This is a genomic window from Falsiroseomonas sp. HW251 (assembly GCF_050563545.1).
GTDB lineage: Bacteria > Pseudomonadota > Alphaproteobacteria > Acetobacterales > Acetobacteraceae > Falsiroseomonas.
The window spans coordinates 89,216-102,210 of record NZ_JBNXUM010000011.1 but is presented as its reverse complement, the minus strand read 5'-3'; the positions used below and the strand labels follow the sequence as shown (position 1 = coordinate 102,210).

The 12,995-nt window shown below is 70.7% G+C and carries 11 protein-coding genes; 1 reads left to right on the top strand and 10 read right to left on the bottom strand.

The genetic code is table 11. From position 1 onward, the window contains the following. Positions 1-8: 8 nt before the first annotated feature. The 10 genes from ACLF3M_RS15080 to ACLF3M_RS15035 form a co-directional block, all read right to left on the bottom strand. Positions 9-1,883, bottom strand: a complete 1,875-nt coding sequence (locus ACLF3M_RS15080; protein ID WP_430657765.1) for a potassium transporter Kup — start codon at positions 1,881-1,883, stop codon at positions 9-11. Positions 1,884-2,022: 139 nt separating this feature from the next. After that, on the bottom strand, positions 2,023-2,820 hold the full coding sequence (locus ACLF3M_RS15075) for an amino acid ABC transporter ATP-binding protein (protein ID WP_430657866.1): 798 nt from the start codon (positions 2,818-2,820) through the stop codon (positions 2,023-2,025). A gap of 51 nt (positions 2,821-2,871) precedes the next feature. Continuing rightward, on the bottom strand, positions 2,872-4,014 hold the full coding sequence (locus tag ACLF3M_RS15070; RefSeq protein WP_430657764.1) for an amino acid ABC transporter permease: 1,143 nt from the start codon (positions 4,012-4,014) through the stop codon (positions 2,872-2,874). Between the two features lie 218 nt (positions 4,015-4,232). Further along, positions 4,233-5,438 (bottom strand): amino acid ABC transporter permease, encoded by a 1,206-nt coding sequence (locus ACLF3M_RS15065; protein WP_430657763.1) that lies wholly within the window; start codon positions 5,436-5,438, stop codon positions 4,233-4,235. 184 nt (positions 5,439-5,622) lie between these two features. Then, positions 5,623-6,672: an amino acid ABC transporter substrate-binding protein gene (locus ACLF3M_RS15060; protein WP_430657762.1), complete on the bottom strand. Its 1,050-nt coding sequence runs from the start codon at positions 6,670-6,672 to the stop codon at positions 5,623-5,625. A gap of 193 nt (positions 6,673-6,865) precedes the next feature. After that, positions 6,866-7,504, bottom strand: a complete 639-nt coding sequence (locus ACLF3M_RS15055) for a histidine kinase dimerization/phospho-acceptor domain-containing protein (protein ID WP_430657761.1) — start codon at positions 7,502-7,504, stop codon at positions 6,866-6,868. An 11-nt stretch (positions 7,505-7,515) separates the two neighbouring features. Continuing rightward, positions 7,516-9,381, bottom strand: a complete 1,866-nt coding sequence (locus ACLF3M_RS15050) for a transglycosylase domain-containing protein (RefSeq protein WP_430657760.1) — start codon at positions 9,379-9,381, stop codon at positions 7,516-7,518. Between the two features lie 78 nt (positions 9,382-9,459). Next, positions 9,460-9,852 carry a cupin domain-containing protein gene (locus ACLF3M_RS15045; RefSeq protein ID WP_430657759.1) on the bottom strand — a complete coding sequence of 131 codons (393 nt, stop codon included), beginning with the start codon at positions 9,850-9,852 and terminating at the stop codon, positions 9,460-9,462. Between the two features lie 47 nt (positions 9,853-9,899). After that, on the bottom strand, positions 9,900-11,483 hold the full coding sequence (locus ACLF3M_RS15040) for a GMC family oxidoreductase (RefSeq protein ID WP_430657758.1): 1,584 nt from the start codon (positions 11,481-11,483) through the stop codon (positions 9,900-9,902). Next, complete coding sequence (locus ACLF3M_RS15035) at positions 11,480-12,379, bottom strand: LysR family transcriptional regulator (RefSeq protein ID WP_430657865.1); 900 nt, start codon at positions 12,377-12,379, stop codon at positions 11,480-11,482. Before ACLF3M_RS15035 ends, ACLF3M_RS15040 begins: the two co-directional genes overlap by 4 nt. Positions 12,380-12,548: 169 nt before the next feature. Here ACLF3M_RS15035 and ACLF3M_RS15030 point away from each other — a divergent pair, with 169 nt between their 5' ends. Beyond that, positions 12,549-12,989 (top strand): DoxX family protein, encoded by a 441-nt coding sequence (locus tag ACLF3M_RS15030; protein ID WP_430657757.1) that lies wholly within the window; start codon positions 12,549-12,551, stop codon positions 12,987-12,989. Positions 12,990-12,995 lie beyond the last annotated feature (6 nt).

Sequence of the window (12,995 nt, the reverse complement as noted above, 5' to 3'; positions counted from 1 at the left end):
GCGCCGGTTCAGATCGCCACCCGCACGCCCAGTTCGACCACGCGGTCGGACGGGATGCGGAAGAACTCCGTCGCCGAAATCGCATTCCGGCTGAGCAGGGTGAAGATCCACTGGCGCCAGCGTGACATCTTGGGCACGGCGGCGGCCACGACGGTCTCGCGGCCCAGGAAGTAGCTGGCCTGCATCGGTTCGAACGCGACGCCGACCTCGCGCAGCGCCTCGAGCTCCTTCGGGATGTCCGGGCTTTCCTGGAAGCCGTAGCGCAGCATGACGCGGTGGATGTTGGGCGCAAGCTCGGTCACCGCGCGCCGGTTCTCGACGCGGGGGACGTCCTCGTTCTGGACGGTGACGAACAGAACGCGCTCATGCAGGACCTTGTTGTGCTTGAGGTTGTGCAGCAGCGCGCCGGGCACGAAATCCTCCTGCCCGGTCATGAAGACAGCGATGCCGGGCACGCGCACCGTGCGGCTCTGCGGCAGGCGGGCGATGAAGGATTTCAGCGGCAGGCTGTCCTGGCGGAAGCGGGCGAAAAGAAGCTCCCGACCCTGCTTCCAGGTCAGCATGAGCGTGAAGGTCAGGATGCCGAGGATCAGCGGCACGTACCCGCCTTGCGGGATCTTCAGCGCGGTGGACACGAAGTAGGACGCGTCGAGCAGCAGCAGTGGGCCGAAGACGCCGCCAACCAGCGCCGCGGGCCAGTTGAACATGCGGCGGAACACCAGCAGCGCGAGGCAGGAGGTGCAGAGGAAGGTGCCCGTCACCGCGAGCCCGTAGGCCGCTGCCAGGCTGTCGGAATCCTTGAAGGTCACGGTCAGGATGATGACACCGATCAGCAGCATCATGTTGACCTGGGGCATGTAGATTTGGCCCTGCTCGGTCTCGCTGGTGTGGACGACCTGCAGCCGCGGCAGGAAGCCGAGCTGCACGCATTGCCGCGCGATGGAGAAGGCGCCGGAGATCATCGCCTGGCTCGCGATGATGGTCGCCATGGTCGCGAGAACAACCAGCGGCAGGCGAAACCACTCAGGCGCGAGGAGGAAGAAGGGATTCTCGATCGCCTCGGGGTCGGACAGCATCAGCGCCCCCTGGCCGAGGTAGTTGAGCGTCAGCGCCGGCAGCACGAAGAACAGCCAGGCGAGCTGGATCGGCTTGCGGCCGAAATGCCCCATGTCGGCATAGAGCGCCTCGGCCCCCGTGACCGCGAGCACGACGGAGCCGAATGCGATGAAGGCCGCCAGCTGGTAATGCGCGCAGAAGACGATGGCGTGATGCGGCGAGATCGCGACCAGCACATGGGGATGCTTCACGAGCTCGATCAGCCCGAGCAGCCCGATCGTCGCGAAGAACACCGCCGTAATCGGCCCGAAATATCGCCCCAGGCTGCCGGTGCCGCGGTACTGCACGAGGAACAGGACGACCAGGATCACCACCGCGATCGGCACCACGATGCCGTCCAGCGCCGGCGAGATGACCTTCAAACCTTCCACCGCCGACAGCACCGAGATCGCGGGCGTGATGACGCCGTCGCCGAAGAAAAGCGACGCGCCCGCGATGCCGATCAGCGCGACGATCCACTTGCCGCGCTCGGTCCGCGCGCAGCGCTGCGCCAGCGCCATCAGCGCGAGGATCCCGCCTTCGCCCCGGTTGTCGGCGCGCAGGATGAAGGCGACGTACTTCACCGTCACCGTCAGGATCAGCGACCAGACGATCAGGGAGAGCAGGCCGAGGATCTCCCACTGCTCGATCCCGTCGCCGGAGAAATGCGTCATCGCGGCGCGGAAGGCGTAGAGCGGGCTGGTGCCGATGTCGCCATAGACGACGCCGAGCACGCCGATGAGGGCAGCCGCCGAGAGCTTTCGGTCGGCCGCGGAAGCATGGGTCAAGGTCGCGCTCCGGCAGCGGAACGCCGCAAGGCATACGGCCGGTTCCGCCCGCCGTGCAAGCGGCCGGCCGGGGCGACGCAGACAGATGATCGCGCGATGACGCTGCCGTCACCCATGGCAGCGTCCCGGCCGCCGCGCCTCAGTGCCCGCGCAGGATCTGCGACAGGAAGAGCTTCAGGCGGTCGGTCTGGGGGTTGGTGAAGATGCTCTCGGGCTCGCCCTGCTCCACGATCTCGCCGCGGTCCATGAAGACGACGCGGTCGGCAACCTGGCGGGCGAAGCCCATCTCATGCGTCACGCAGACCATGGTCATGCCCATCTCCGCCAGCATGACCATGGTGTCGAGCACCTCCTTAATCATCTCGGGGTCGAGGGCGGAGGTCGGCTCGTCGAACAGCATGATCTTGGGCTTCATGCAGAGCGCCCGCGCGATCGCGACGCGCTGCTGCTGGCCGCCTGAGAGCTGGCCGGGATACTTCATGGCCTGCTCGGGGATGCGCATGAGCTGGAGATAGCCGCGCGCCACCTCCTCGGCTTCCTTCTTCGGCATCCGGCGGACCCAGATCGGCGCCAGCGTGCAGTTGTCCAGCACGGTCAGATGCGGAAAGAGATTGAAGCTCTGGAACACCATGCCGACCTCGCGGCGGATCGCGTCCAGGCTGCGCAGGTCGTCGGTCAGCTCGATGCCGTCGACGATGATGTGTCCTTCCTGGTGCTGCTCGAGACGGTTGATGCAGCGGATCATGGTGGACTTGCCGGAACCCGACGGCCCGCAGACCACCACGCGTTCCCCGGTCGCGACCTGGAGGTTGATGTCGCGCAGCACGTGCAGCGCGCCGAACCACTTGTTCACGCTGTCCAGCACGATCGCCGGCGGCGCGTCCGCCTTCACCGCCGAGGCGACCGGCGCCGTCATCACCGATTCGCCCATCGTCATCTCGCTCATCGCAGGTCCCCGGTCCCGTTCGTGTTCATGGCGCCGTCCCCGTCAGCGGCGGCGATGGGCATTGAGGTCGCGCTCCAGCCCCTGGCTGTACTTCGACATCGCGAAGCAGAAGCAGAGGTAGATGATGCCGACCGTGACATAGACCTCAACGCCGAAGCCCTGCCAGGCCGGCTCGACGATCGCGGTCTTGCCCGCGGTCAGCAGGTCAAAGAGGCCGATGATCAGCACCAGCGAGGTGTCCTTGAAGAAGCCGATGAAGGTGTTGACCAGCGGCGGGATCACCAGGCGCAGCGCCTGCGGCAGGATGATCAGCCCGGTCTTCTGCCAGTAGGACAGGCCGAGCGCCTCCGCCGCCTCGTACTGGCCGCGCGGCAGGGTCTGCAGGCCGGCGCGCACGACCTCGGCCAGGTAGGCGCCGGCGAACAGCGTGATCGCGAGCTGCGCGCGCAGCAGCTTGTCGATGTTCATCCCTTCCGGAAGGAACAGCGGGAACATCACGCTCGCCATGAAGAGCAGCGAGATCAGCGGCACGCCGCGGATCAGCTCGACATAGAGCACGCAGAGCACCTTGATCGCCGGCAGCTTCGACCTCCGGCCGAGCGCCACCAGCACCGCCAGCGGGAAGGCCAGCGCCAGGCCGAAGGTGGACAGGATCAGCGTGATCGGCAGGCCGCCCCAGCGCTCCTGCGGGACATAGGGCAGGCCCAGGATGCCGCCCCACATCAGGATGCCGATGACGGTCAGCGTCACCACCCAGATCGGCACCAGCGTCCAGTTCCAGAAGCGCCGCATCGCCGAGACGATGTAGAGCCCGACGAAGAGCAGGCAGACCAGCGCCGGGCGCCAGTGCTGCTCATAGGGGTAGGTGCCGAAGAGGATGAAGCGGTGCTTTTCCGAGATCACCGCCCAGCAGGCGCCGACCCCCTTCATGTCGCGGCAGGTCTGGGTCTGCGGCTGGCCGTTCACCTGCGGCACCGACCAGACCGCGTTGACGAAGGCCCATTCGACGAAGCCGATGGTCCAGCGGACGATCAGGTAGCCCAGCAGCAGCGTGACCGCGGTGGACAGCCAAGAGCCGAACAGGTTCTGGCGCATCCAGGCGATCGGCCCGGTGGTGCGGATGGGGGCGCTGCGGGGTGCGGCTTCGGGCGCGCGGGTGGCGGCGTCCAGGGTGATGTCGCTCATGGCCTCAGCGCTCCACCAGCGCGATGCGCGCGTCGTGTTCGGCCATCGGCCGGACACGCAAGGGGCGATGACAACGCGCGGCCATACGCGTGACGGCTTGCGTCATGACGCTCACCTTTCCACCAGCGCGATGCGCGCGTCGTGCCCGGCCATCGGCCGGACACGCAAGGGGAGATGGCAACGCGCGGCAACATGCGTGACGGCTTGCGTCATGACGCTCACCTTTCCACCAGCGCGATGCGCGCGTTGTACCAGTTCATGAAGAGGCTGATGGACAGGCTGATCGTCAGGTAGACCAGCATGATGATCGCGATGCCCTCGATCGCCTGCCCTGTCTGGTTCAGCGTGGTGTTCGCGATGCTGACGATGTCCTGGTACCCGATCGCGACCGCGAGCGAGCTGTTCTTCGTCAGGTTCAGGTAGTTGGACGTCATCGGCGGGATGATGACGCGCAGCGCCTGCGGCAGAACGATCTGGCGCAGGATGTCGCCGCGCCGAAGCCCGAGCGCCTGCGCCGCCTCCCACTGGCCGTGCTGCACGGACTGGATGCCGGCGCGCACCACCTCGGCGATGAAGCCGGCGGTGTAGGTGACGAGGCCGAGCAGCAGGGCGAAGAATTCGGGGCTGACCGTGATGCCGCCGCGGAAGTTGAAGCCGCGCAGCGCGGGCACGTCGGGCGTGAACGGCGCGCCGAAGGCGGCCCAGACGGCCAGCGGGAGGCCGAGGATCAGGATCAGCGCCGCGGGCCAGACCTTGCGGGGCTGTCCGTCCCGGTACTGGCGCTCTCGCATCACCCGCGCATAGGCCCAGGTCATGCCGATGCCCGCGACCATCGCCAGCAACGTCCACCAATGCGCCGGCAGCCATTCGATGAAGGGCAGCTTCATGCCGCGGTTGGACAGGAAGACGCCGTCCACGGGGTTCAGCGCCTGGCGCGGCCCGGGCAGCGACTGGAGGATGGTGTACCAGAACAGCAGCTGGAGCAGCAGGGGCAGGTCGCGGATCACCTCGACATAGATCCCCGCCAGCTTCGACAGCAGCCAGTTGTTGGACAGGCGCGCGATGCCGATGGCCGTGCCGAGGATGGTCGCCAGCACGATGCCGATGACCGCGACCTTCAGCGTGTTCAGCACGCCGACGGTCAGGGCGCGGAGATAGGTGTCCGTGGGCTCGTAGGGGATCAGGCTCTCACCGATCGGCAGGCCGGCCTCGCGCTGGAGGAAGGCGAAGCCGGTCGCGATCCGCCGGACCTCGAGGTTGTGGACGGTGTTCGACCAGAGCCACCACACGACAGTGCCGACCAGGCCGACGACCAGGACCTGCCAGACGATGCCGCGCACCCGCTCGTCCCGCCAGGACAGGCGAAGCGGGCGTCTCGGTGGCCCCGCCGAGGCGAAGCGTGGATCGGCGGTCGATGACGACATGCGTCTACCCCATCAACGGCATGCACGTGCCGCATGAATGCTTGCGGCACGTGCAAAATCCTACCCCAGAATGGCAGGATGGGTGCAACTCATTGGTCACGTGCTGGTGCCGCCCCGGCTCCGACCTTCCTGGAGCCGGAAGGAGCAAGAACGGGGCCAGGGTCGCGCCCGGCCCCGGCCCGGCTCAGCGGAAGGGCGGGGAGTACTGCAGGCCACCCGCGTTCCACAACGCGTTCGGGCCGCGCTGGATGCCGATCGGCACCAGGTTGCGCTCGAAGATCTCGGCGTAGTTGCCGACGCCGCGGATCACGTTGAGGAGCCAGGCATTGTCCACCGACAGCATGCGGCCAAGGTCGCCGGACCGGCCGAGCATGCGCTGCACCTCGGGGTTCTGGTTGCCCTGCGCCTGCTGCTCGACATTCGCGGCGGTGATGCCGAGTTCCTCGGCGCCGACCAGGCCGAAATGCACCCAGCGGATCAGGTCGGCGAAGCGCTGGTCGCCCTGGCGCACCAGCGGGGCGAGCGGCTCCTTCGAGATGACGTCGGGCAGGATCGTGTAGTCCCGCGGATTGGACTGGGCCGAGCGGATCGCCGCCAGGCCCGAGACGTCGGTGGTATAGGCATCGCAACGGCCGGCGATGAAGGCCTGCACCACCTCCTCCAGCCGCTCGATGACGACGGGGGTGAAGCGCACGCGGGCGGCGCGCGCCCAATCCGTCAGGTTCTGCTCGGTGGTCGTGCCGGGCTGGACGCAGATCGTCGCCCCGTCGAGGTCGCGCGCGGTCCGCACCCCGGCCGAGGTCTTCACCATGAAGCCCTGGCCGTCGAAGAAGTTGATCGCGGCGAAGTCGAAGCCGAGCGAGGTGTCGCGCGACAGCGTCCAGGTCGTGTTGCGGCTGAGCACGTCCACTTCGCCGGATTGCAGCGCGGTGAAGCGGTTCTGCGCCGTGGTCGGCACCAGGCGCACCTTGTTCGGGTCGTTGAAGATCGCGAGGGCATAGGCGCGGCAGTAATCCACGTCGAAGCCGCGCCAGACGCCCTGGCTGTCGGGCTGGGCGAAGCCGGCCAGACCGGTGTTGACGCCGCAGATCAGCGTGCCGCGGGCGCGGATCGCGTCCAGCGTGGCGGCGGCGCCCGCCGGGGCCGCGGGCTGCTGCGCAAGGGCGGTTGTGGCCAGCCCGACGGCAAGGCCCAGTCCGGCCAGGGCGCGCCGGGCCACGCGATACGCGTTCATCGTGATGCCTCCTCCATGTACCCTCCCCGCCGCGCCGCTTCGCGGGCGGGAAAGGTTTCGTCATGAAGGGTCTTATTGGCGCAGCGTAAGGCCGGGCGTCAAACCGGTAAATCTTTCGTGGCAGGATCGCAATAAATGCGGTTGCACGCGCCTCGTCGCGCCTCCCTTCCGGGCGGCCTGTGGCGCAGCCCCCTCAGCCGGCCCTGGGCCAGGACAGCACGATCCCGGCTGGCAGCCTGGCGAAGCGCCCGCCCGTCACCTCCGCGGCCTCGGCCAACATGCGAGCAGCGTCGCCCTCGGGCGCCGCGCCCTCCGGCAGGTCGAGCGCCAGCGCGACTTCCGTCCCGCGGTCCTCGGCGCGAACCAGGATGCGGGCGCCATGCGCCATCCGCCCCGCGGCGTCGCGCACCAGGCAGAGCAGCGCGAGGTCGAGCCGCCCGCGGTCGAGCTGCACGGCAGGCAACCCCTTCTCCGGCCCTTCAAGGTCGACGGCGAAGCGGTTGCCCAGCACCACGCGCAGCAGCGGCAGGGCCTGGCGCACCGCTGCATCGGGCGCGACGGCGGCGGGGTCCTCGGCCTCCCGCCGCGCGGCGTCGAGGTAGCCGCGCACCGTCGCCTCGAGCCGCCGCATCGCCTCCAGCGCACGGTCGAGCTGCCGGCGCGGCGCGCCCTCCACGGCGTGGCGGCCCAGCAGCTCCAGGTTGGAGCTCAGCACCATCAGGGCGTTGTTGACCTCGTGCTGCACCGCGGGCGCGGTGCGGCGGAGGCGGTCATGGCGGAGCGCGACCAGCTCGGCCGGCGCGCGGGTGGTCGGGACGGTGTCGCTGTCCACGGTCAACATCCTCATCCCCCGGCCGCGGCGCGCGTTTCGGCGCCGAGGCCCTCGAGTATCTCCCGGGCGAGTCGGGCGGGCAGCGACCCGCCGCTCACCTCCAACATCGCAGAGCCGTCATCGTTGCCCAACCAGATGCCGATTACGAGAGGTGCCGCGCTGCCGGCGACCGATCCCGACGTGAAGCCCAGGAACCAGGCGTCGCGGTAGTCCTGCGTCGTCCCGGTCTTGCCCGCGACCTGCCGCCCGCCCGCCGGCTGCGCCGCGCGGCCGGTGCCGCGGGCCACCACGGCCTCCAGCATGCGCCGGATGGCGGCGGCGTCCTCGGCCGAGGCGGCGCGCGTCGCCGAGGGCGGCGCGACGGGGACGGCATGGCCGTCGGCCCGCGCCGAAGCCAGCCCGCGCGGCGCCGGCAGCAGCCCGCCATTGGCAAAGGCGGCATAGGCGCGGGTGAGCTCGAGAAGCGTGACCTCGCCGGTGCCGAGCGCGACCGTCGCGTCATTCGGGAAAGGCCCGGCGAGCCCGAAGCGGCGGGCGACGGCGGCGGCCTCCCGCGGGCCGCCGGCGCGCTGCAGGATACGCACCGCCGCGGTGTTGACGGAGTGCGCCAGCGCCTCCTCCAGGCTGATCTCGCCGCGCGGCCGCCAGGTGCCGTTGCCGGGCGACCAGCCGCCGAGCGTGAGAGGCCCGTCGGCGACCGGGTCGGCGGGCGTGGCGCCGCGCTCGATCGCGGCGAGGAAGACGAAGGGCTTGAAGGCGGAGCCGGGCTGGCGGCGGGCCTGCACCGCGCGGTTGAACTGGCTGGTGCGGTAGTCCCGCCCGCCGGCCATCGCACGGATGTTGCCGTTCGCCTCCATCAGGATCACCGCGCCCTGGGTGACCCGCGCCCGCGCGCCCGCGCCGGCCAGCACCGTCTCCAGCCGGCTCTCCACCACCGCCTGCATGCGGAGATCGAGCGTGGTGCGCAGCGTCAGGTCGGCATTGCCGGGGAAGCGGTCGGCGAGGTCGTCCATCACCCAGTCCGCGAACCAGCCCGACGCGCGGGACGGGCGTGGTGGGATGCGCATCTGCTCCGTAGCCAGGCTCGCCTGCTGGCGGGTCAGCGCGCCGGTCTCGGCCATGGCGTCCAGCACCTCGACGCCGCGGGCCGCGGCGCCTTCGGGGTTGGTGCGGGGATTGAGGCGGGAGGGCGCCTTGGGCAGCCCGGCCAGGATCGCGGCCTGCCAGACCGATAGCCGCGTCGCCGGCACGCCGAAAAACAGCCGCGCGGCCGCATCTACGCCATAGGCGCCGGCGCCGAGATAGACGCGGTTGAGATAGATCTCGAGCAGCTCGTCCTTGCTGAACCGCCATTCCAGCCAGAGCGCCAGGATCGCCTCCTGCGCCTTTCGGCGCAGGCTGCGCTCCGGCGTCAGGAACAGGTTCTTGGCGAGCTGCTGCGTCAGGGTGGAGCCGCCCTGCGCGACGCGGCCGGTGGTCCAGTTCACCCAGGCCGCGCGGGCGATGCCGATGGGGTCAATGCCGAGATGCTGGCGGAAGCGCCGGTCCTCGATCGCGACGATGGCGGCGGGGACATGGGCCGGGAGGTCGCGCAGCCGCACGACGTCGCCGACGACGTCGCCGGATGTCGCGATGACGCGCCCGTCGGCGGCTTCCAGCGTCACGCCGGGGCGGCGCGTCTGGTTCAGCGCGATGTCGGTGCGCGGCAGGTCCCAGGTGAGGACCAGCAGCAGCGCGCCGAGCGCGATGCCGCCCCAGACCGAGAGCAGGACCAGCCAGCGCAGCCAGCGCAAGCCGCCGCCCGCCGCGGGGTGCGCGGCGGGGCCGGGCGCCATGCTGCGCGACGCGGCGTTGCGGGCGGGCTTGGCGCGGGCCATCGCGCGCCTGTTAGCACGCAAGGCCCGGAATGGTCTGCATCCGCCGACACCGACAGGCGGAAGGGCGGGCCCCTGTGGCTATTCCGCCGCGCGGGAAGGGGCGGGCACTTCCGAGGTCGCGAACTCCGCCGGCCCGGTGATCTCCAGCAGTTCGAGGTCGTCGGAATGCTCGATCTCGCGGTGGCGCACCTTTGGCGGCTGGTAGCAGCTGTCGCCGGCGCGGAAGGTTCTCTCGCCGATATCCTCGTACTCGAAGCGCACCCAGCCCCTCAGCACGAAGAACATTTGGAAGCCGAGGTCATGGGTGTGCCACTGGCCCGTGGCGTGCGCGCCGGGGATGGCGCGGATGACATGCGCGCCGAACTCGCCCCGCGTGGCGCCGCGGATGCCGAGGTCGCGGTATTCGAAGAAGGCGCGCAGCCCGCGCTCGAACTGCGCATCGGCGGCGTGGCTGGTGGTGGTGGCTGTCATGAATCGCATCCTCCGCACCGCATCCTGCGCCAGCCGCGCGGGCCCGCTCAATGACCGAGAATCAAGCCGGCCGCCTTGTGCGCGACGGCGAGCACCGTCGCGTTGATGTTGCAGACCGGGATGTCGGGAAAGACCGATGCGTCCACGACGCGCAGCCCCTCGATCCCGCGCAGCCGCAACGCAGGATCGAGCGGCGCGCCGGAGGCCTCGGTGCCCATCCGGACGGTGGCGCAGGGGTGATAGACGGTGCCGCCGGTCGCGGCGGCGAAGTCGGCGAGTTGTACATCGGTCTCGACGGCGGGGCCGGGCCGGACCTCGCCGGTGACTATGCCCTGCAGCGGTGCCGCCGCCATCCAGCGCCGCGCGAGGCGGATGCCGCGCGCGATCGCGGCGCGGTCCTCCGCCGCGGTCAGGAAGCGCGGCGCGATGACCGGCGCGTCCTCGGCGCGCGGGCTGCGCAGCGTGACGGTCCCGCGCGAGAGCGGCCGCGTCTGCCAGACGCCGAGCGTCAGGCCGGGCTGATCCTCCGGCACGCCGATCAGCCCCTCGGCCCAGGAGACCGGGCCGCCATTGAGCTGGATGTCCGGTGCCTCGAGCCCCGGCGCCGTCTTCGCGAAGACGCCGACCATGCCGGGCGACCAAGTCAGCACGCCATCGCCGCGCGCCGCCCAGCGCAGCACCTCCAGCGCCAGCCGCGGCCAGGCGATGCGGCGGTTGGCCGACCATTCATGCGACGCGAGGCGATAGGTCAGCCGCGCGATGTAGTGGTCCTGCAGGTTGCGCCCGACGCCGGGGACGTCGCGCAGCACCGCGATGCCGAGCGCGCGGAGCTCCTCGGCCGGGCCGATGCCGGAGAGCATGAGGAGCTGCGGCGAGCCGATCGCGCCCGCGCTCAGGATCACCTCGCGCCGCGCGCGGATGACCTGCTCCTCGCCGCCGCGGCTGATCGCGACGCCGGCGGCGCGGCCATCCTCCACCACGATGCGCCGCGCCAGCGCCCGGTCGAACAGCGCGACGCCGCGCTTCAGCGCGGGCTTGAGGAAGGCCGTCGCGGCGGAATGCCGCGCGCGGCCGCGGCGCGTCTGCTGGAAGGTGGAGAAGCCCTCGCGCAGCGGCCCGTTCATGTCGCGCGGCGTCGGCAGGCCGATCGCGGCGGCGGCGTCGCGCATTCGCGCGACCAGCGGCGGCACCTCGGCCAAGTGCTCGACGGACAGCGCGCCGCCGCGCCCGCGATGCGGCCCGTCCTCCTGCGCCTTCTCATAGGCCGCGAAATGCGGCGCCAGGTCCGACCAGGACCAGCCCGTGCAGCCCTTCTGCGCCCAGAGGTCGTAGTCCGAGGGATCGCCCCAGACATGGCCGAGCCCGTTGATCGAGGACGACCCGCCCCAGACCCGCCCGCGGGGATAGTCGATGGCGCGGTTGCGCGTCGCCGCGTCCGGCGCCGTGCGGTAGCCCCAGGTGAGCGTCGGATGGTCCAGGATCCGCGCATAGCCCGCGGGAATGTGCAGCCAGGGATGCCGGTCGCGGCCGCCGGCCTCGATTACGGCGACGGAGGCGTCGCCGGCGGAGAGCCTGTCCGCGAGCAGCGACCCCGCGCTGCCGGCACCGACGATGACGAAGTCGAAAGTCACGCCCCCACCCCCGGCACCGGCCCCACTTCCCGCGCCACCGCGAGCAGCGTGCGCCGCAACCAGGCGTGCCCCGCATCCGCCTCGAAGCGGCGATGGAAGATCAGCGACAGCCTGGTGTGCCGGATCGGCACCGGGCTCGGCCGCAGCACCAGGCCGTAGGTCTCCGCCAGCCGCGTCGCCAGCCGCGCCGACAGCGTCATCACCATGTCGGTCCGCACCAGGATCTCCGGCACCGCGCCGAGATGCGCGACGACGCCGCCCAGCCGCCGGGGAAACCCCGCCTCCGCCATCGGGCCGTCCAGCGCCCCGTCGCGCGAGCCGTTCGCGGAGTGCAGGAGGTGAGGGTACTGCGCCAGCCGCTCGATCGTCATCGGCCCCTCGGCCAGCGGATGGCCCTGGCGCATCAACGTGAGGAACACCTCCGGCAGCAGGCGCACGCGGGTGTAGAGCGCCGGCGGCTCCGCCAGCACGCCGACCGCTAGCTCCGCCGATCCGCCCTCCAGCAGCTCCATCGCGTTGGTGCGGTCGGCGTGGCGGATCGCGATCAGCGCGTTCGGCGCCTCCTTCGCCAGCAGCTCGAAGAGTGGCGGGGCCAGCACGCTCTCGGAATACTCGCTCATCGCGCAGGTGAAGACGCGGTCGGTGGTGGCGGGATCGAAGGGCGCGTTCACCGCGAGCGTCTGTCGCAGCCGGTCCAGCACCTCTGCCACCGGCCCCGCCAGCGAGAGCGCCAGCGTCGTCGGCTCCACCCCGCCGGGCCGGCGCAGGAAGAGCTCGTCGCCGAGCGCCTGGCGCAGCCGCGACAGCGCATTGGACACGGCGGGCTGCGAGAGGTGCAGCTTCTCCGCCGCGCGCGTGACGTGCCGCTCGCGCGCCACGGCGTCGAAGACGCGCAGCAGGTTCAGGTCGAGGCTCTGCAGGTCGGCCAGGGGATCGCCCCCCTCTTGTCATTGACGGTGGTGATGATGGCCGTTCCGCCCCGCTGTTGGAAGCGCAGGCCGCTCCGGGTGCATCAAGCCGCCAACGCCGGGCGCCCCGCCCGGCCCCGATCCAGGAGCCACGACGATGATCCCCGACACCCGCACCACCACCCCCTATGCCGCGGCGCTGCTGCGCGTGACGCTCGGCGTCGCCTTCCTCGCGCATGGCGCGCTGCTGAAGCTAGGCACCTTTGGCCTGGCCGGAACGATGGGTTTCTTCGGCTCGATCGGCTACCCGCCCGTCCTCGGCGCGATCGTCGCCTTCGCCGAGATCGCGGCCGGCGTGGCGCTGATCGCCGGCGTCTGGGTGCGGCTGGTCAGCCTGCTGACGCTGCCGATCATGATCGGCGCGACGCTGACGCACGCGCCCTTCGGCTGGGTGTTCAACGGCAACCCGAATGGCGGCTGGGAATTCCCGGCGATCTGGACGGTGCTGATGGTGGTGCAGGCCGGCCTCGGCGCGGGCGCCTTCGCGCTCGATCCCGCGAAGCTGCTTGGCAAGGCGGCGCGCCCCGCCCACGCCTGATCCGTC